We start from the raw sequence: 18,526 nt of genomic DNA on the forward strand, positions 1-18,526 counted from the left end.
GGCGGGGGCGGCCTGCGCAACCGGAGGGGCGGGCTCGGACGCGGGCGTCGGCGCCGCCGCAGCGGGGGTGCCCCCGGTCGACAGCGGCTGGACGCCGCCCAGTGGCACCGGCTGGCCCAGCGGCGGCGGGGGAGCCGGCGCGGACGATGCCGACGGCGAGGACGATCCCGTATCGCCACCGCCAGCACTTTGCTGCGTGTACCAAGCCGGAGGCGTGAAGTCGATGCTGAATTCGCTCGTAAGCGGCTCTTCGCCCCGCTCGTCGTCGGGCACGTTCCCGTCCCGGTCGCTGCTCACTGTGCCTCCTGGTCAACTACTGCATTCCCCGTCGCGAGCGGCACAGCCGGATGGAGGGGGGATCATTCGGTCATTACGCCCGCAGGGCCGAACCACCCAATACCGCACCGGAGAAGTGCTCCTGCCGCTCGTAGGACAGCCTAATCATGCGGAGCACCAATACGGCAGGCCGGTGGGCAGCGCCCACCGGCCCGCACCGGCACCTTCCGGCCCCGGCCGTGTCAGTCCATACGGCGCGGAGCGCCCAGCAGACCCGTCTCCGCGTCCGTGGGCTGCGTCATCACGAACTGCTGCCGGTCCCGCGTGCACCACAGCATCACGTTGTCGCCCAGAGTGGACAGCGCGGCGGACACCTGACGCGGCAGCCGCAGCACCCGCGTGACGACCTCGGTCTCCTCCGGCGACAGCCGCTGCAGGCCGACAAGGTCCGCCCGGCCCAGCAGCCGGGGCGCGTCGGGCCCCAGGAAGGGCAGCAGCGTCAGCAGCGACTGCCACGGGCTCGGCGCCAGCAGGCTGCGCGGCGGCCGGGCACCGCAGTCGCGTACGACCAGCACCGGACTGGTCACCGATGGGCCCTGCGGCGCGATCTGCCGAACCTCATGGACCGTCACCGACTGCTGGCCGCCGCCCGCCGCCTGCGCCATCGGACCCCAGGCGGGCGGCCGCGCCGTCTCCACCGCGACCCGGGCGCCCACGGCGACCGTACGCAGGGCGAGCAGTTGGGCGATCCACATGCTGCCGACCACGACGATGTCCAGCGGAGCCGGCCGGGCGATGCCGAGCACCGCGGGCTGGTTCTGCGGGTCGACGCCGATCACGACGCCGTCGTCACCGACCGGCACGGTCAGCGCGCCCAGCGACTGCTCCGGCAGCACGTGCTGGTCGCGGCGCGGGCCGCGCAGCCCGAAGCCGGGGCGCAGCCGCCGCACCGGGGCGAGCGGCGCCTCCTCCGGGCCCTGCGTCGGCAGGTGCGTGGGGCGCCCGGCGGGCTGCCCCGGCACCTGGCCGGGGAAGCGCCCCCGCGCGGGGTCCTGGTTCCAGCCGCCACCGGCGGGGGCATACGTGGGCACCGACATCAGCGCGTACCTCCGAGGGGAAGCGTGGCCAGTAGACCGGGAAGCTGCTCGCGGTCCAGCCGTACGAGGCCGGCCCGCGCAGCGCCGGAACGGCGCTCCAGGTCGCGGCGGGCGGCGATGAGTTCGTTCTCGCTGCGCGCGGCGAGGCGTACGTAGCCGGACATCGCGGGGGAGTTGAGCGCGCCGCGCGAGGCGGTCAGCGCGAAGGTCGTCGCCATCACCGGCGTCGCGGTCAGCAGCGCGGCCAGATCGGCCAACTGCACCGCGCCGGGGCCGAGCTGCGGCCAGCTTCCGACCCAGTAGGTGGTGTGCCAGCGGTCGTCGCAGCGCCAGGCCCGCACCGACTCCTGGGTGCGCCGGGCGGCCCGGCCGTTCTGCGGGGCCGCGTTGTTGGCCCGGGGGTTGATGCACGACGCGATGCCGACCGCCGTCACGATCTCCCGCTCGTCGAGCACGCTCGCCCGGAAGCCCAGCCCCGTCAGCCGGCTCGCCAGCTGGTCGGCGGCCCGCAGCAGCGCCCGCTGGGCACCGCCGATGCCGCCGCCGCGCGCCTGGACGGCCTCGGCGCACAGCTCCGGGTCGAGCTTGAGCGCGACCCAGGTCAGCCGGACCGCCGGGGTCTGCGACTGTGCCTGCAGCGGCGCGTAGGAACGTACCGAGACCGCCTGCTCGGGCACATGCGGCGCCGGGGCGGGCTGGGTGTACTGCACCAGCTGCACCGACTCCAGGTGGATGTCCTCCACGTCAAGTGCGGCGTGCAGCAGGTCCAGCGGCAGCGGCCGCGTCCCGCGTTGCGGGCGCAGCGGCTCGTCCGGCGCCTCCACCTGCACGATCGCGGTCAGGAACGTACCGTCGCCGACGAAGCCGACGGTCCGCTCGTCGCGGTCGGCGTAGGCGTACGTACGAAGCGCCGGATCGCACTCCACGGCGGGCACGAAGGCCGGGTCGGTGCCTTGCGGCGCCGGGTCCGAGCACTCCTTCTTGCGGCGCTTCATGGCCTGCACCGTGGCCATCCACTCCGGCATCGGGCGCTTGCGGCGGCGGCCGAGGCCGAAGAACAGCAGCGCGATCGCGGCGACGGCGGTGACGCCGAGGGCGATCGGGTGGATCACCCAGCCCACCAGCAGCAGCGCCGCGGCGAGTTCGATGAAGACCAACTGCTGCACCCGCACCGGGCCGACGCTGCCCGACCGCGTACGCAGTCTGGGCGCCACCGGGCCGGTACGGGTCACAGGCGCCTGCTGTGTCGCAGGCCCCCGACGTTGGTCCTGCTGGCCCTGTTGTGCGGCCTGCCTGCCGCCATGTCGGGTCCTGGTAGCGCTGGACATCCCCCGGTTTGCTCCTCTGCTGGTGTGCTGCTGCTCTGCTGCTGGTGTGCGGTCGGTCAGCTGTCTCGGCTGGCGAACGCGTTCGCGGTACCCGTACCGTACGGGTCGATCACCACACGGCATAGTAGAGGGCCCGTCGGCCTAACGGCCGGGGGCGGGCCCCTGGTTGGCCGGGGTGGATCCGACGTACGGGCACCGACAAACGGGCATACGGGATACGGGGAGACAAGGCACCAATGACATCACGACGGGATGAGCTCAACGCGTACACGTTCGCGCGCAAGCGCACGGTCGCCGCGTTCTTGAAGCCCCTGCCGAACGGCTCGGCCGACGACGCGCCCCGCCCCATGAAGGCGCTCCTGCCCGGCATCATCGTCGGCGCGCTGATACTGGTCGGCTTCGGCGGCTACGGCATGATCAAGCCCAGCGCGCCCCCCGGGTGGAACTCCCCCGGCGAGAAGGTCCTGGTGGGCAGCAAGTCCACCACCCGCTACGTCTATCTCGACTCCGGCAAGAAGGACAAGAACGGCAACGAGATCGACCTGCTGCACCCGGTCCTCAACCTCGCCTCCGCCCGCCTCCTCCTCGACCCCTCCAAGTACGAGGTGCTCAAGGTCGACGAGTCCGTCCTCGACGACCCCAAGATCCAGCACGGCCCCACCATCGGTATCCCGTACGCCCCCGACCGCCTCCCGGAGAAGGACGAGGCGGCCAAGGCCAAGGTCTGGGCGCTGTGCGAGCGGCCCGGCGCCGGCAGCGACAACAAGGCCCAGAAGGCCGTCTTCGTACTCGGCGGCAACGACAAGAAGGACGTCGAGGGCAGCAACAAACTCAAGGCCAACCAGGCGCTGTTCGTCCAGGCGCCCGACCGCGGCTTGTACCTCGTCGACAACAAGGGCACCGCCTACCCGATCGGCAAGACCTCCACGTACGAGATCGCGGCCGACGAGATGAACACGCTCCGCCGCGCCCTGTTCGGCAACTCCTCGCAGCCGCAGTTGGTCACCCAGGAGTTCATGGACACGCTGAACGTGGGAACTCCCATCCTCTTCCCCACCATCGACGGGGTGGGCGGCACGTCGACCGCCTCCGGCCTGCCCGCCGGGCACAAGACGATCGGCACGGTCCTCGTGGCCGACGACGCGTCCGGCAAGCAGCAGTACGTCGTCCTCAAGGACCACCTGGCCCCGATCTCCAACTTCACCGCCCGGCTGCTCCTGCAGGGCCCCAACGCCTCCAAGGCCTACGGGAACGTCAAGGCGGAGGCGATCGGCGTCAACACCGGTGACATCGCCCCGGGCGCCGCCTTCCAGGACTCGATGTGGCCCAAGGAGGACCCGACCCAGGTCAACAAGGCCGACGGCCGCAAGGTCTCCTGCAACGTATTCTCCGGCGCCGGCGACTCCTTGGGCCACCCGATCCTGAGCACCTGGGCCGGCACGGACTACCCCGAGCAGGTTTCCGACGGCGGTACGAGCGCGTACGTGACCCCCGGCAGCGGCATCCTCCTGCGCCGCGTCTCGTCGCTGAACACCAACATCGGCTCGGTCTTCCTCGTCACCGACACCGGCCTGCGCTACTCGGTGCCCTCCAACGGCGACAGCGCCACCGCTGCCGCCAACACCGCGTCCACCTCCGGCTCCACGTCCACCTCCGTCGACCCAGCGCAAAACAACGCCCCGCAGAAGCGGCTCGGTTACGACGGCGTCACCGCCGTCCCAGTTCCGAACGCCTGGGCCGACCTGCTGTCGGCGGGCCCGACGCTGGACACGGCGAGCGCCAAGCAGCCCCAGAATCAGTGAAGTTGGCGAGTTCTGTGAAGACTTGTTGTGGCTCTGTCACAACTGGCGCTCCCACTTGGGCGTTGTCACAGCGGATCGCTAGAGTGGTTTAAGGCATCAGACATAGATGCGGCCGTATCGAATACGGACACGGGTTACGAGTCTCATGGGGGACGCTGGCTTATGGCTGGACAGCAGTACACGACGACTGAGGAGGAGATGGTTGCGTTCAGCAACAAGATCTCCACGGTCAACGGATCCATCCAGGGTGAGATCAGCCGCCTGCAGACGGTGATCGACACGATCACCTCCGGGTGGAAGGGCTCTGCGGCGACCGCGTACAACAACCTGCAGACGCAGGTGAACGAGGACGCGAGCAAGCTCAACCAGATCCTGGGTGAGATCAAGGACGCGATCGACACCACCACCAAGAACTACTCGGCCTCGGAAGAGGACCAGGCGGCGTCGATCAACCAGGTCTCGTCTTCCGCTTCGCCCTTCGGATGACCGGACCGCGTACGCACTCCGTACGCGCGGCGAAGCAGCACACACGACCAGTCCACACCAACTCCCCGAGGAGACACCATGTCCGGCCAGATCCTCGTTAACTTCACGACGATCTCGCAGGCCTCTTCCGACGTTCGGCAGACGGCCGGCAACATCCGTACCCAGCTCGACGACCTCGAGAGTGGCGTCAAGAAGATCGCCCAGAGCTGGCAGGGTGCGGCCCAGGAGGGCTACCAGGCCAAGCAGGCCGAGTGGGACAAGCGCGCGGCCTCGCTGCACGCCACCCTGGAGGCCATCGCCAAGGCCCTCGACACCGCGGCCCAGAACTACCAGAGCACAGAGCGCCAGAACGCCAGCATCTGGAACGGCTGACCCGAGCGGCCCTCACCGGCTCTCGCACAACACTGAGGGTGGGCGCGCTGCTTCATGGTGCGCCCACTCTTCGCGTCCGTCACAAAACAGGGAGAAGAAGACCCGTGCGATCCCGCGCCGCACACTCCACCGCTGCAGCGCTCTGCGTCCTGAGCCTCGTCGGCCTGTCCGGCACCGTCGTCGCCACACCCGCCGCGGCGGACGACAACCCGAGCATCCCGATCGCCAGCAACTCCTGCCAGTTCGGCGGCGACGACATCGCGGGCACTCCCTGGTCCCTCCAGCGCATCCTCCTCGACGAGATGTGGGACAACTCCCGTGGCGAGAACGTCAAGGTCGCCGTCATCGACACCGGCGTCGACCGCGACAACAAGCAGCTCCAGCAGGCCATCGACCCGGACCCGAAGTCGCGTGGCAAGGACTACTTCGTCCCCAGCGGCGACGGCACCACCGACCCCGTCGGCCACGGCACCAAGGTCGCCGGCATAATCGCCGCCCGCCAAAAGGACGGCACCGGCTTCATCGGCATCGCCCCCAGAGCCACCATCATCCCCATTCGCCAGAACAACAACGAGGGCGGCGGCACCGCCGGCACCATGGCCAGTGCCATCCGCTACGCCGTCACGGCCGGCGCCGGCGTGATCAACATCTCCCAGGACACTTCCTCCGCCCTCAGCCCCGGCTCGGAGCTCGAGAAGGCCGTCGAATTCGCCCTCGGCAAGAACGTCGTCGTCGTAGCCGCCGCCGGCAACGACGGGGCCTCCGGCAAAGAGAAGAAGACCTACCCCGCCTCCTTCCCCGGCGTCCTTGCCGTCGCCGCCTCCGACCGCAACAACGAGCGCGCCTCCTTCTCCCAGCCCGGGGACTTCATCGGTGTGGCCGCCCCCGGCGTCGACATGGTCTCCACCGTTCCCAAGGGCGGCCAATGCATCGACAACGGCACCTCCTTCGCCGCCCCCTACGTAGCCGGCGTCGCCGCCCTCATCCGCTCCAAGTACCCCAACTGGACCGAGGCCCAGGTCGTCGCCCGCATCGAGCAAACCGCCCAACGCACCGACCGCGGCCCCAACCACCTCATCGGCTGGGGCGTCGTCGACCCAGTAGCCGCCCTCACCAGCGACGACCCCCCCACCGACAAGCCCACCCCCGACCCGGCGTCCCTCCAACTCCAGAACGCAGGCAGTTCCATCGTCCCCGGCAAGCTCACCATCGGAGAGACAACGGAAGAGCGGAACGCCCGCTACGGGATCTATGTCGTTGGCGCCGGCATCCTCATCGTCGCCGTCGTCGTGGGCGCCGGGATCGCGATGCGCGACTGGCGCCGCAAGCATCCAATCAACACTCACGGGGAGGCCATGACTAATGGCTAGCAGTCAATACGGTGTCGATCTAAGCGCCTTGGACGAGGTCATCACCGCACTCAACAACGTTCTGCGGGACATGGGCGGCCCCAAGGGCAAGGCAGCGAACAACACGTACCTTCCGGCCGGCGCGTTGGGCAAGAACTTTTCCGAGGAGGAGGAGTTGCGGAACTCGCATGCCGTGATGAAGGACTACATCGAGAACGAAATCCTCGGCAAGATCGCGGACCTGGTCGATGAATTCGGCAAGAAGACGAAGAAGGCCAAGGACCACTACGAAGAGGCCGAGCACGCGAACACGACCACTTCCAGCAGCGCGAACATGGGAGTGTGAGCTGTGACGATCGGCGGAGAATTCACTGCATTGGGGGCTAGCTGATGGTGGCAGCAGACGGCGGAGGCTCCAGCCGGCTCAAGCCGGATACTCCTTTCAACCAAAAGGGGTTGAAGGATCTCAAGGCGATGCTGGAGGACGTCAAGGTCCAAACCGTGGAGGACGTCGCCCAGAACTGGCTGGATGTCCACGACCTGCTCGTCGGGACAGATGGCCAGGGCGGCATCCTGAAGCAGTTCACTGACGCCGTGAGCAAGGTTCTTGAAACCTGGCACGGCGATTCGGCCATGGGCTTTGCCAGCGAGGCCAACAAGATCTCCCAAAGCTTCGTCAGTGGCGCGCCTTACGCTAAGGGCGTCTCCGACGTGCTGTTCTCCGCGGCTCAGACCTTGCAGGACACATACGGTCAGGTCATGGCGATCCAAGAGCCCAGCTTGCTCGACAGTGGCCTGGACTACCTCGGGAACACTCTCTCCTCCGGGGCCGGAGCAGCGGGACTCATCTCCAACACCATCCTCCCCGGTAGCGGGGGCGTGGTCTCGGCCATCGGCGGCATGTTCGGTATGAGTACCGGCCGTGACGAGACCCAGCTCAATGCGGATCTGGCCAACCCGAACATCTCCACGGCGCAGGCATTGAACAACAACAGGGGGCAGATCTCCGAGGAGAAGGAGCGCTCGCTCGAAGCTGCGGTCCATATGGAGAACCTTGCGCTGGTGTACAAGGGCAAGGCCCAGCAGTTGAAACAGCCAACTTTGGCTCACGTCGACCAGAGTATTTCGGAGCAGAAAGACGGAAACGGTAACGGAAACACCACCGGCGTTGGGACGATCGCCGCAGTTCCCGTGGGCGTCTCCAGCCCGAGTTCGACAGCCGGGACTTACAAGGCCTCTACCAGCACGGGCTCGGGATACACCCCGATCACCGCTACCTCTCCGAATGCCACAGAAGGTATTTCGGGTGGATCCGGCAGCGGTAGCACGCCGAAGTTCTCAACTTCCACCCCTTCGATTGGGACGGGCGGCACAGTCGGCACCGGGCTTGACAGCTTCGGAACCGGAAGTTCCGGCGGTAGCAGCAGCCTTGGGGGTGTCGGCGGCAGCTACGGAGGGGTCGGGTCGACCGGCTCGTCAGTCGGTTCTGGGTCCAGCAGCCTCGGCGGCGGCACCGGAAGCGGCACTTCTGGAGTTCCTGGCGTCTCCGGCTCGACGGTCGGCGGCAGTGCCGCTGGCCGCACTGGTGCGGGCAGCGGGCGCATGGGTACACCCGGTATGGGTGGCGCGGCAGGCGCCGGTAAGGGCGGCGCTGGGGGCTCAACCGGCCGCGGTGCTCTAGCCCGGCAGAAGGGCGGCGTCGTCGGTGCGGCGAAGGGCAAGTCCGGCAGTGGAGCCCAGGGCGGATCCGGACTCCACCGCAGTCGCGGCGGTACGCAAGCCGGCACGGGCAGCAAAAGCGGCCGGGGCATGGCAGGGGCGCCCGGCGCCCACGGACGCGGCAAGGGCGACGAGGAAGGGCGCGAGGGCCAGCGTCCGGACTACCTCATCGAGGATGAGGAGACCTGGACGCCAGAGCGTAATGTGGCACCCCGGGTCATTGAGTAGGCAGCTGCCGAACGAGTGATCGGCGGAAAAGCGAAGGGGCCCGCAGCCATCGGGCTGCGGGCCCCAGTCACGTCAGGAGAGGTGTAACAGCATGAGCTTCACCCGGACGCTGCGTGCAGTGGGCGGCGCGGCACTGGCGGGAGCGCTGCTCTTCGGAACCGCGCCGGTCGCTTCGGCAGATAGCATCAGAGACAGCCAGTGGCCGCTGAGTGAGTTCGATGCCGAGCAGGTATGGCAGCTGTCCACGGGCAAAGGCGTTACCGTCGCGGTTATCGACAGTCCGGTGGACGGTACTCATCCAGACCTTTCCGGAAATGTTCTGCCGGGTAAGAACTTCGTCACCGGCGGGACGGCCAACCGCAATGACAGCACTGTCGACGGCGACAGTCACGGGACCGCGATGGCATCGCTCATCGCAGGTCACGGACATGGGGCTGGGGGCTCTGCGGGGGTAAAGGGACTAGCCCCGGATGCCAAGATTCTGCCCGTCGGAATCAACTTCGAAAACTCCGGAAGCACGGAGTGGGCTGAAGCGCTTCGGTATGCGGTGGATCAGGGCGCGACCGTGGTGAATATGTCTTTCGATGCGGGCATCGCCTACTCTAGCGATGAGAAGGACGCTGTCGCCTACGCAGCAGAGAAGGACGTCCTTCTCGTTGGCGGTGCAGGCAACACTGGCGCGCAGAGGGTCTCTTTTCCTGCTGGTGCGGCTGGGGTTGTCGCCGTGGGAGCTGTCGGCAAGGACGGCGTAGTGTGGGAGAATTCGAATTCCGGGGAGCACCTCATGCTCACAGCTCCCGGTGAGTACATCAGGTCTGCAGCCAACGGGGGCGGCTATCGCCTGGCCAACGGCACTTCTGACGCGACCGCTTACGTCTCGGCGACTGCCGCTCTCCTCCGTTCGAAGTACCCGGATCTCACTGCCGGTCAGATCGCCAACCGCCTGGTGAAGACGGCTGGCCTGCCCTCTTCGGCGAAGGGCCTCAGCCTTCCGGACAAGCACTACGGCTACGGTTTTATCCGCCCGTACCACGCTCTTGCAGACGACATCCCGGCCGGGTCCAAGCAGGGCCCGCTCAGGACGCCCGATGCCGCGACCTCGGCCTCTCCGTCGACAGCCACCACGGCTGGCGGATCGGACGCCAACAGTTCGGCCTCGTCGGACTCCTCGGGTCTGGGTGCCGGCGTCTTCGTCATCATCGGCGTTGCCGTGCTCGTCGTCGTGATCGTGCTGGTCATCGTCCTCTCGAAGCGCGGCGGTCGCCGCAACGGACCGGGTGGCGGGTCTCCGCTCCCGCCGCAGGGTGGCTGGCAGCAGCAGCCTCCGAGCGGCTGGCAGCAGCCTCCGGCCGGTGGGTACCAGCAGCAGCCGCCGCAGCAGAACCCGTACGCCTCGCAGCAGCAGCCACCGAACCAGTGGCCCAATCAGTGAGGCATCGAGCAGGCACTCAGCGCCGGGGTCTCATCGGCCAAGGCCACTAGAAGCAGCACACACAAGAAGTGCCGAGGGTCCGCAGTCTCCGGGCTGCGGACCCTCCGTACGTCAGGAGAGTTGCAAAACATGACCTTCACGGGGACGCTGCGTGCAGCGGGCGGCGCGGCGCTGGCGGGAGCGCTGCTCTTCGGAACCGCGCCGGTCGCCTCGGCGGACTCAATCAGAGACAGCCAGTGGCCCCTCGCAGTCACAGCCTTCGACGCCGAGAAGGTGTGGGGGGTCTCGACGGGTAAGGGCGTTACTGTGGCAGTCCTCGACAGCGGCGTGGATGGCACTCACCCTGATTTGACCGGAAGTGTTCTGCCTGGCAAGGACTTTACCGGCGGTGGGACGGCTGATCGGGAGACAGTCAACGTTCACGGGACTGCGATGGCGTCCCTCATCGCGGGGCATGGTCATGGATCCGGCGGTGCCGACGGAGTAATGGGGTTGGCCCCTGACGCCAAGATCCTTCCCGTCAAGGTCCTGGCTCAGGACTCCGGGATTACCTCCGCCGATTCGCTGGACTACGCCGCAGGGCTGAGGTATGCGGTTGATCACGGCGCCTCCGTTGTCAATATGTCCATTGACGCCGGATTTGACCCCTCTGTCGAAGAAGAGCAAGCAATTGCCTACGCGGCAGAGAAGGACGTTCTAGTCGTTACTGCCGCGGGGAACGATGGCGCAGGTAATCTCACGGACCCAGCTTCTGCTCCGGGTGTTCTCGCTGTCGGTGCAGTAGGCAAGGACGGCGTTGTCTGGGAGAAGTCAAACTACGGTCCTCAGCTGATGCTCGCTGCGCCCGGCGAGTACATCAGGAGCGCGAAGACGGGAGGCGGCTACCGCCTGGCCAACGGTACTTCTGACGCCACCGCCTACGTCTCCGCCGCTGCAGCCCTGCTCCGTGCGAAGTTCCCGGACCTGACAGCAGGCCAGATCGCCAACCGCCTCGTTAAGACGGCGAGCCTGCCCTCTTCCGCGAAGGGCCTCAGCCTGCCGGACAAGCATTACGGATACGGCTTCATCCGCCCCTATAGCGCCCTCACAAAGGGCATCTCGGCCGGCTCCAAGCAGGGTCCGCTCAAGACGCCGACAGCGGCAGCCTCGTCCTCGAACTCGCCGTCAACATCCGCGGCGGCGGGTGGCTCGGTCGCCAACAACTCGTCGTCGTCTTCTGACTCGTCAGGTATGGGCACGGGTGTCATCGTCGCTATCGTTATCGGTGTCTTGGTGCTCGCCCTCGTCATCATGCTGATCATCGTCCTCTCGAAGCGCGGCGGTCGCCGCAACGGTCCGGGTGGCGGATTTCCGCTCCCGCCGCAGGGCGATTGGCAGCAGCAGCCTCCGAACGGCTGGCAGCAGCCTCCGGCCGGTGGGTACCAGCAGCAGCCCCAACACAACCCGTACGCCTCCCAGCAGCCGCCGCCGGGTCAGTGGCCCAATCAATGAGGAGTGGGGCCCACCGCTTTCGGGCCGTGGGCCTCAGGCAGTCAGAAGAGATGCGGCCCCGGTGTACGTGCGTCGTAACCGTCTGGGCGACGGGAAGTTATTAGGGGTGTACTTCTAAGAACTACACCCCTAAGAGGGAAAGCCCCGTGCCGAAGCCTGTAGCCGTCCACATCCCGAAGCCCCCGGACATGTTCAACCGTGACTGGGAGTGGAGCGAGCTGACAGGCTTCGCGACGCGGGAGCATCCAGGCAACTCCCTTGGTGTGGTCTCGGGCCGGCGTCGGCAGGGTAAGACGTTCCTGCTCCAGGCCTTGGCGCGGGCAACGGGAGGGTTTTACTTCGCTGCGACCGAAGCGACAGAGGCCCAATCGCTGAGGCGGCTCGGGGCGGCCATTGCCCGGCACACGGGAGCCAGGCGCCCGCTGCGGTTCGACGACTGGGAGGACGCCTCCCACGAGTTGTTCCGGCTCGGAGCCAACGGTCCCACCCCGGTCATCATCGACGAGTTCCCGTATCTTGTCCGGTCGTCGCCCTCGCTTCCCTCAATCCTCCAGGCGGTCATCGGTGTCCGCACGATGGACGCGCATGCGCCCCGGCCCCGCCTCCTTCTGTGTGGCAGCGCACTGTCCTTCATGGGAGGGCTGCTGTCCGGTACCGCGCCTCTGCGTGGCCGGGCTGGCCTGGAGTTGATTGTCCATTCGCTCAACTACCGGGAAGCAGCCCGCTTCTGGGGCATCGAGAGCCCTCGGCTGGCGGTCATGGTCAACGCCATCGTCGGCGGTACGCCCGCGTACCGCCGTGAATTCGCGGGCGACGACGCCCCGGATGGCCCGGACGACTTCGACGATTGGGTGTGCCGTACAGTTCTGAACCCAGCTAGGCCGATCTATCGGGAAGCGCCCTACCTCCTGGCTGAGGAAGCGGACCTGCGGGACCGGTCGCTCTACCACTCCGTGCTTGCCGCAGTCGCAGGCGGCAATCACACACGCGGCGGGATCGCTGACAGCATCGGGCGAAAGGCCACCGACATCTCACTGCCGCTGACCGTGCTGCAGGGGTGCGGCCTGCTCAATGCCGAACCCGACGCCTTTCGCGGCAACCGAACCAGTTACCGCATCGCCGAACCGCTGATCGCCTTCCACCACTCGATCATCGAACCCTCCCTCGACTGGCTGAACCAGAACACAGCGGCGGACGTATGGGCACGCAGTCAGGAACGCTTCAACAGCCAGGTGCTGGGTCCGCACTTCGAGAAGCTGTGCCGCGACTGGGTGTCGGACCATGCCGACATCGAGGTCTTCGGCGGATTGCCTACTCGCGTGGCCCAGGGGACCGTGGCCGATCCGGAGCGGCGTACGTCCATCGAACTCGACGTCGTAGTCCATGGAGCGATCGGCCAGGACAACGGCATTCTCCTCTCCATCGGTGAGGCAAAGTGGAACAAGGTCATGGACCTGCGCCACTTGGAACGGTTGCAGCACGCCCTCCGTCTGCTGGCAGCCAAGGGCATCGACACGACTCACTCCAAGCCGGCCTGTTACAGCGGTCTGGGTTTTTCCGATGACCTGCGGGAGGCCGAACGTCGAGGCGACGTCGTCCTCGTGGACCTGGACCGGTTGTACGGCGGTGCCTGACCACTGTTGGCGAGGGAGCGGAGAATGCCTTGGCGTGGAAGGCGGAGCTCCGGCCGCAGGCGGCCGCGGAGGCCTCCTGTCAGTGCTCGCAAATAGTGTTTGGGCATGACGACCGACCTGGTGGACAGTTCGTGGGACCGCATCGACGCTTGGCTGCGCGAGAGGGCGCCGGCGACGTTCGCCACGCTCAACGGGCCTGCGACGGCGGGGGATATAGCGGCGGCTGAGAGCCGGCTTGGGGTCCGGTTTCATGGTGATCTTGTGGCGTCGATGAGGCGGCATGACGGGGCAACAGGGTTTCAGTTTCCGACGCATGACAGGTTGTTGGGCGTGGGGGAGGCCGTGGGGGCGACGCTGTTTCTGCGCGGGATCATCGCGGGGGACGAGGATGAGGACTGGGGCGATTACTGGCGGCGCGAGTTCGTCAAGTTCGGGTCGTATGAGGTCACGGCGGATGGGCTGACGGTCGATTGCAGGGCCGGGGGAGATGGGTTTGGGGCGGTGGGGCGGTTCTTCGATGAGTCGGGGACGAGCTTCGGGCATGCGGGGTCGCTGGGGGCGTACTTGGCGGATGTGGCCGACAGCTTGGAGGGCGGAGGGGCGTTCCAGGGGGATGGGGCGACGCCGGTCGTCTTCAACGGGGCGCTGATCTGGGAGCGGGCCCAGGCGCCCGACGCGGGGTGGGGGAGGGCGGATGAATCTCTTCCGGGCGCGGAAGAGACGCTCCCGGCGCTGAGCCTGGACCGGGGCGAGCCGCGGCTGCGGGCCGTCTACATCCAGGGACTGGGTGTGCTCGGAGCCCTCATAGCCACTCTGCCCCGGGAGCGGGTCGCCGAGGCGGCGGTGAGGCAGATGTGCCGGCTCGCCGCCGAGACGGGGCTGGCCAAGTACGCGGAAGTCGCACACGCTCTGGACGAGGCGGGGCGGGGTCACCGCGTCGAGGTCACGGATGACAATCCGCTCGGCCTGCGGCTGCGCTCGGTCATAGCCCAGGCGGAGACGCGGCGGGACAACTACCGCAAGTGGGCGGCGGAGAGCATGGTGGTCCTACTCCGGAACTTGCCGCACCGGGCCGTCGACCAGATCAGGACCGTACGCAGCCATGTGTGCGCCGAGTGGCGGGGAGATCTCCTCGAAGACCTGGGCAGCCCGCCCCTCCCGCCCGCGCCCGACGAGCTGTTCTGGGCGAATCTGCGCAACCCCGCCATCGACACGGACTGGTACGCCGACCGCTACGGCCGGACCACCAGCAAGGGAACGGCGAGTAATAGCAGCCCGTAGGCCGCGAGCATCCAGCGCCGGGAGCGGATCGGGAAGGCGCGCACCGCGAGGACACCGCCCGCGGCAGCCGCGGTGCCGCCGACGAAGCCCAGAGCGCGGCCCGCCATGGACAGGCGCGGGCTCTCGGCGAAGAGGTCCAGCGCGCTACCGGCGATGCCGTTCGCCGCGAGGGACAGGGCGAGCACAAGAGCGAGGCCCGTGAGGTTCCACCAGACCAGGGCCCAGTTCCGGTCAGCAGGACGGCCGTTCGGGGTGCAGTCGAGCATGACCTGTATGGTAGCCAGGCCATGCGCAGGTAAAGACGACGTAGTCAGGGGGCCGGCGGCCCTACGACGACGGGGGATTCATGTCTGAAGAGTTCCGCATCAACCACACCGAGGTGGCAAAGCTCGGGAAGAGCTTCGGGACGTACGCCTACGACCTGGAGCGTTATGCGAGCGCCTTCGAAGAGGCCGCGGCAGCGGACGCGATACGCGACGGCGTCGGGGCCGAAGCGGGCGACGGCTACACCGAGTTGGCCGAACGGATGGTGGCGACGCTCGGGCACCTGAACCGCCGCCTCGACGCCATCGGCGGCGCGCTTGGCACTGCGGCCGAGAGCGCCGAGGCCTCGGATGAGGCGCTGGCCCGCGAATGGGGGCGGCACATCTCGCCGCCCCTCTCCTGACCCCCGGTCAGAACAGTCAGAACAGGCCGTGCCACATCTGCTCGACCACGACCGTCCACCAGTTCTCGACATCGCCCAGCGCCGTCGGGTCCAGCGCGGCCAACTGCTCCTGGAAGGCGGCGACGGCCGCGCCGGCCTCGACAGGGTCCATGCCCTCCATCTCCTCCCGGGTCTGCACGAGCAGCGCCAGTGAGCGGTCGAAGGCGGAGACGGACTGGTTGATGAAGCGGCCGGTGCCGGAGACCGGGTGGACGGCCCAGACGGAGCCGATCCAGCGCTCGGCGCCCCGGCATTGGACGGTGACGACGTAGAGGCCGTCGGTGCCGATGCGTACGTGCCCGGCCAGAGTCTCCAGGGCCTTCTCGGAGGCCTCGGTGCCGCGCTCCCGCAGATGCGTGGCCGCGTCGGTGAACAGGCCGCCGGGTGGGGGCACGTCGGGGCGGTCGGCGGCGAAGAAGAAGGGGATGTCGGCGGGGAGGCCGGCCGTGGTGAGGGTAGCGGTGGCGGACTCGGGGAGCTCGGTGGCGGTGAGGTCGGCGGCGTCGTAGCGACGGACGCCGTCCGCGCCGAAGACCTCGACCAGTTCCTGGCCGAGAGCGTCGTCGCCCTCGGGCTCTGCCGGCGTCACGTTGTCCGGGACGGGGACGCGGTGGGGGCGGGGCGGGGGCTGCTGGCCGGCCATGCGGTGCATGGACTCGACGTTCTGGATGAGGGCGGCGATGCCCTCGGCGCGCTCCTCAGGCCGCATGCCGTAGTCCTGGGAGCAGGAGAAGGAGGCGTTCGGGAAGGCGTTGAGGATCAGGTCGCCGGTGTAGCCGCCGGGCAGGAGGCTGGGCCGCAGGTCGGTGTGGACAGCGACGACATTGCCGGCCGGTACGCCCATGCCCTGCAGCTCGGCCCAGACCTGGTACTCGACGGGGGGCTGCCCGGGGGCGGAAGTGCGGAAGAGGGTGGTCTCCTCGCCGTTCGTGGGGTCGACGTAGGAGAAGACGGCCGTGTTACCCGGGCCCGTGACCGGCGGCGCCGCATCGGCGGACGCGGAGGCGCCGTGCTTGGCCTGGTACATGCCGATGACCTCGTCCACCGGCACCGAAGGCCAGACGGTCAGCTCGCCGGTGCGCCGGTCGACGACCCCGCACGCGTTGCCGAAGTCGGCGGGCGGCCGGCGCTGCCCGGTCACCGGGTCCACCTCGACGGGCGGCGGCACCGCCCACACCACCCACCCGAGGTCGAACTCCTGAATGCCGACCCGGCGGTGCTGCTCCTGCGGAGCGTGGCCGTTGAGCCAACGGTCGGCGGTCGCGAGCGCTTGCGCCTGGCTGATCACGGGAGAAGCTCCTTCATACGGGGCCACGGGTGTCGTACGGACGAGGCTATCGGTTGCACGGGAGGGTTACGCGGGGGTGGTGATCCGCAGGGCCTTGGCCCCGCGCTCGGTGGCCAGCAGCAGTACGCCGTCGGGGGAGAGGTCAGCGCCGGTGAACGGTACGTCGGAGATCACGGCCGCGACGACCTCCTGGGAAGCGCGGTCCCAGACCCGTACGTAGTCCGCGCCACGGCTCAGCGCGAGCGGGGCGGCAGCGCGCTCATCCTCGTCGGGGCGCAGGATGGCGGTCGGGTCGAGGGCGTCCTGCGAAACGGGCGTCGGCTCGGTGAGCCCGTGCACCATGACGGCGGCGCCGCCGAGGGGCAGCGCGCCCGGGGTGCCCTCGGGGACGACCAGGACGGCAACACGCAAGGGCGCCGCTTCGGGGGACAGGGACGAGGACGGGGACGGTGCCGGCAGGGCCGCCGCCGTCACCGCGCTCACCCCCGGCACCGGAACGCTCCACAGCGTCCGCCACGGCAGGACCAGGCCCAGCGCGTGCACCGCGTCCGCGTAGTCCCGCAGCCCGTCCTCCACGAACGCCGTCTCCAGCAGCGCCGCCCGCAGCACCTCGGGCGCCTCGGTGCGGGTCAGCAGCGGCGCGACCCGACGATACGTACGGGCCGGGGCGCCCAGCGCCTCCAGCGGCACGGCGTCCACGGCGGCACGCAGCGGGACAGGGTCGGCGAACGTGAACAGGCCCGGGTCGGTCAGGAGTTGCGGCAGCAGCCCGGCCGCCAGGGCGTGGCCCGCGATGTAGTCGCGTACGTACGGATCGGCCTGGGCCCAGTTCTGGGCGGGCACCTGTTCCAGCAGCGCCACCGCGATCTGCGTCTGGGCCGCACGCCCGCCGTCGGGCAGGCCGGACCGCAGTTCCTCGGCCAGCCCGGGGTGCAGCAGCTTCAGCAGCGTACGGCCGTCGTCAGCGGATTCCCCCGGCGTCACGAACGGCCCGGCGAGCGTCATCGCCCCCGCGATGGCCTCGCCCATGTCATGCCCCGCGACGGCGCTCGCCAGCGGCGCCCACAGCTGCAACGGCAGCCCCTGGCCCTCCGCGAGCGCGAGCGGCAGGAGCATTCGCCGCAGCAGCTCCGGCTCGGCGCCCAGACGGCGGGCGTGCAGGTCGAGGGCCTCGCCGATGCCTCGCGGCAACCACTGCTCGTCCGCCGGATCGAAGCCCTCCGGCGCCATGAGGAGTCCGTTCACCGCGAGTTGTACGGTCAGCCGACTCCCGCCCGGCCCGTTCGCCGCCGCCCGCCCGGCAATCGCCGCGGCCAGCCGCCCGCGCGTTTGCGAGTCGGTGGTGAACGGCAGCTCCGGCGCCCCGAACTGCGGGCTCAGCAAGGCGTCCGCCTGGAGCACCAGGCCCTCCGGGTCGTCCCACTCCGGCTCGTCCAGGTCGATGACCTGCACCGTCCCCGGCGGCAGCCCGGCGGCCAGTTCGGCGGCCAGCGGTCGCGGCACGTCCGTGAGCAGCCGTACGGTCTCCGTCGCCGCCAGCGGCCGCAGTACCTCCCGTACGACCCGGGCCGGCTCGTCCAGCCCCCGGATCGCCCCGGCCAGGTCCACGTCCGGCACGACGACGGTCACCGGCGCGTCCAGCGCGGCGAGTTGCGCGTACACGTCCTCCACCCGCGAGGCCTTCAGCCCGAAGTGGTCGGCCAGCACCCACAATAGCTGCGCCGCCGTCAGCCCGTCCGGGCCCGGCACGGCCGGCGCGGGCAGCTCCGGCGGCACGATGGTCGGATCCAGCTCGGCCAGCGGCAGCTGCTTCCGGAACTCCGGGTCGCACAGCATCAGAAACCCGGTCAGCAGCCGCGACGCACCGCTCCCCGAACTCCCGGTCAGCACAACGCATCTGGGCGTCCCCGGCCACTCCATCCGCCAGGCCGCCAGCGCGCGCAGCGCCGCCGTCCGGCCGCCGATGTGGGGATGCGGTGCGTACTGGCCGCTCATGGCCTCTGCCGCCCTTCGCTCGTCGTGCGTGCGATACATACG

At 68.8% G+C, this 18,526-nt stretch carries 17 protein-coding genes; 11 read left to right on the forward strand and 6 right to left on the reverse strand.

Annotated elements, in window-relative coordinates:
* From EFK10_RS48835 to eccE, 3 genes are all read right to left on the reverse strand, one after another.
* The coding region (locus EFK10_RS48835; RefSeq protein ID WP_265737557.1) for an SCO5717 family growth-regulating ATPase at window positions 1–297 on the reverse strand (297 nt) is incomplete at its 3' end.
* 221 nt (window positions 298–518) lie between these two features.
* A complete protein-coding gene (locus tag EFK10_RS24940; protein WP_240677447.1) occupies window positions 519–1,373 on the reverse strand; it encodes a hypothetical protein in 855 nt (284 codons plus the stop codon).
* Entirely contained in the window at window positions 1,373–2,701 is a 1,329-nt protein-coding gene (gene eccE, locus EFK10_RS24945) for a type VII secretion protein EccE (RefSeq protein WP_127357904.1), read from the reverse strand. The genes EFK10_RS24940 and eccE overlap by 1 nt, the downstream gene beginning before the upstream one ends.
* A 236-nt stretch (window positions 2,702–2,937) precedes the next feature.
* Here eccE and eccB point away from each other — a divergent pair, with 236 nt between their 5' ends.
* The 10 genes from eccB (at window position 2,938) to EFK10_RS24995 (ending at window position 14,495) form a co-directional block, all read left to right on the forward strand.
* Window positions 2,938–4,503, forward strand: coding sequence for a type VII secretion protein EccB (gene eccB / locus EFK10_RS24950; RefSeq protein WP_127357905.1), 1,566 nt, complete (start codon window positions 2,938–2,940; stop codon window positions 4,501–4,503).
* Between the two features lie 162 nt (window positions 4,504–4,665).
* Window positions 4,666–4,989, forward strand: coding sequence for a WXG100 family type VII secretion target (locus tag EFK10_RS24955; protein ID WP_127357906.1), 324 nt, complete (start codon window positions 4,666–4,668; stop codon window positions 4,987–4,989).
* Window positions 4,990–5,067: 78 nt separating this feature from the next.
* Window positions 5,068–5,361: a WXG100 family type VII secretion target gene (locus EFK10_RS24960; RefSeq protein WP_127357907.1), complete on the forward strand. Its 294-nt coding sequence runs from the start codon at window positions 5,068–5,070 to the stop codon at window positions 5,359–5,361.
* 104 nt (window positions 5,362–5,465) lie between these two features.
* Window positions 5,466–6,731 (forward strand): type VII secretion-associated serine protease mycosin, encoded by a 1,266-nt coding sequence (mycP, locus tag EFK10_RS24965; RefSeq protein WP_240677448.1) that lies wholly within the window; start codon window positions 5,466–5,468, stop codon window positions 6,729–6,731.
* A gap of 28 nt (window positions 6,732–6,759) precedes the next feature.
* A complete protein-coding gene (locus tag EFK10_RS24970; protein WP_240677449.1) occupies window positions 6,760–7,056 on the forward strand; it encodes a hypothetical protein in 297 nt (98 codons plus the stop codon).
* Between the two features lie 44 nt (window positions 7,057–7,100).
* Window positions 7,101–8,657 (forward strand): hypothetical protein, encoded by a 1,557-nt coding sequence (locus EFK10_RS24975; protein WP_127357909.1) that lies wholly within the window; start codon window positions 7,101–7,103, stop codon window positions 8,655–8,657.
* A 91-nt stretch (window positions 8,658–8,748) separates the two neighbouring features.
* The gene (locus tag EFK10_RS24980; RefSeq protein ID WP_127357910.1) at window positions 8,749–10,089 is read left to right on the forward strand and encodes a S8 family serine peptidase; all 1,341 of its coding nucleotides are present in this window, start codon (window positions 8,749–8,751) and stop codon (window positions 10,087–10,089) included.
* Window positions 10,090–10,218: 129 nt separating this feature from the next.
* A complete protein-coding gene (locus tag EFK10_RS24985; RefSeq protein ID WP_127357935.1) occupies window positions 10,219–11,580 on the forward strand; it encodes a S8 family serine peptidase in 1,362 nt (453 codons plus the stop codon).
* Window positions 11,581–11,768: 188 nt separating this feature from the next.
* A complete protein-coding gene (locus tag EFK10_RS24990; RefSeq protein ID WP_206305578.1) occupies window positions 11,769–13,214 on the forward strand; it encodes an AAA family ATPase in 1,446 nt (481 codons plus the stop codon).
* A gap of 105 nt (window positions 13,215–13,319) precedes the next feature.
* Window positions 13,320–14,495, forward strand: a complete 1,176-nt coding sequence (locus EFK10_RS24995; RefSeq protein ID WP_127357911.1) for an SMI1/KNR4 family protein — start codon at window positions 13,320–13,322, stop codon at window positions 14,493–14,495.
* On the opposite strand, the gene EFK10_RS25000 is transcribed toward EFK10_RS24995, so the two are convergent.
* Window positions 14,447–14,761, reverse strand: coding sequence for a hypothetical protein (locus EFK10_RS25000; RefSeq protein WP_127357912.1), 315 nt, complete (start codon window positions 14,759–14,761; stop codon window positions 14,447–14,449). The two genes, EFK10_RS24995 and EFK10_RS25000, sit on opposite strands and share 49 nt — an antisense overlap.
* Before the next feature lie 80 nt (window positions 14,762–14,841).
* Here EFK10_RS25000 and EFK10_RS25005 point away from each other — a divergent pair, with 80 nt between their 5' ends.
* On the forward strand, window positions 14,842–15,162 hold the full coding sequence (locus EFK10_RS25005; RefSeq protein ID WP_127357913.1) for a WXG100 family type VII secretion target: 321 nt from the start codon (window positions 14,842–14,844) through the stop codon (window positions 15,160–15,162).
* Between the two features lie 16 nt (window positions 15,163–15,178).
* Here EFK10_RS25005 and EFK10_RS25010 read toward each other — a convergent pair whose 3' ends face one another.
* Both EFK10_RS25010 and EFK10_RS25015 read right to left on the reverse strand, forming a co-directional pair.
* Window positions 15,179–16,489, reverse strand: a complete 1,311-nt coding sequence (locus tag EFK10_RS25010) for an SUKH-4 family immunity protein (RefSeq protein ID WP_127357914.1) — start codon at window positions 16,487–16,489, stop codon at window positions 15,179–15,181.
* 66 nt (window positions 16,490–16,555) lie between these two features.
* Window positions 16,556–18,523 carry an ATP-binding protein gene (locus EFK10_RS25015; protein ID WP_164836143.1) on the reverse strand — a complete coding sequence of 656 codons (1,968 nt, stop codon included), beginning with the start codon at window positions 18,521–18,523 and terminating at the stop codon, window positions 16,556–16,558.
* Between the last annotated feature and the right edge of the window lie 3 nt (window positions 18,524–18,526).

Source organism: Streptomyces soli (assembly GCF_003999195.1).
Lineage (GTDB): Bacteria > Actinomycetota > Actinomycetes > Streptomycetales > Streptomycetaceae > Actinacidiphila > Actinacidiphila soli.

Coding starts and splice junctions, on each gene's coding strand:
- eccE (WP_127357904.1), bottom strand. CDS start 2,701: ATGTCCAGCGCTACCAGGACCCGACATGGCGGCAGGCAGGCCGCACAA.
- EFK10_RS24990 (WP_206305578.1), top strand. CDS start 11,769: ATGTTCAACCGTGACTGGGAGTGGAGCGAGCTGACAGGCTTCGCGACG.
- EFK10_RS24995 (WP_127357911.1), top strand. CDS start 13,320: ATGACGACCGACCTGGTGGACAGTTCGTGGGACCGCATCGACGCTTGG.
- EFK10_RS25005 (WP_127357913.1), top strand. CDS start 14,842: ATGTCTGAAGAGTTCCGCATCAACCACACCGAGGTGGCAAAGCTCGGG.
- EFK10_RS25000 (WP_127357912.1), bottom strand. CDS start 14,761: ATGCTCGACTGCACCCCGAACGGCCGTCCTGCTGACCGGAACTGGGCC.
- EFK10_RS24980 (WP_127357910.1), top strand. CDS start 8,749: ATGAGCTTCACCCGGACGCTGCGTGCAGTGGGCGGCGCGGCACTGGCG.
- EFK10_RS25015 (WP_164836143.1), bottom strand. CDS start 18,523: ATGTATCGCACGCACGACGAGCGAAGGGCGGCAGAGGCCATGAGCGGC.
- EFK10_RS24975 (WP_127357909.1), top strand. CDS start 7,101: ATGGTGGCAGCAGACGGCGGAGGCTCCAGCCGGCTCAAGCCGGATACT.
- EFK10_RS24960 (WP_127357907.1), top strand. CDS start 5,068: ATGTCCGGCCAGATCCTCGTTAACTTCACGACGATCTCGCAGGCCTCT.
- EFK10_RS24985 (WP_127357935.1), top strand. CDS start 10,219: ATGACCTTCACGGGGACGCTGCGTGCAGCGGGCGGCGCGGCGCTGGCG.
- eccB (WP_127357905.1), top strand. CDS start 2,938: ATGACATCACGACGGGATGAGCTCAACGCGTACACGTTCGCGCGCAAG.
- EFK10_RS24955 (WP_127357906.1), top strand. CDS start 4,666: ATGGCTGGACAGCAGTACACGACGACTGAGGAGGAGATGGTTGCGTTC.
- EFK10_RS24940 (WP_240677447.1), bottom strand. CDS start 1,373: ATGTCGGTGCCCACGTATGCCCCCGCCGGTGGCGGCTGGAACCAGGAC.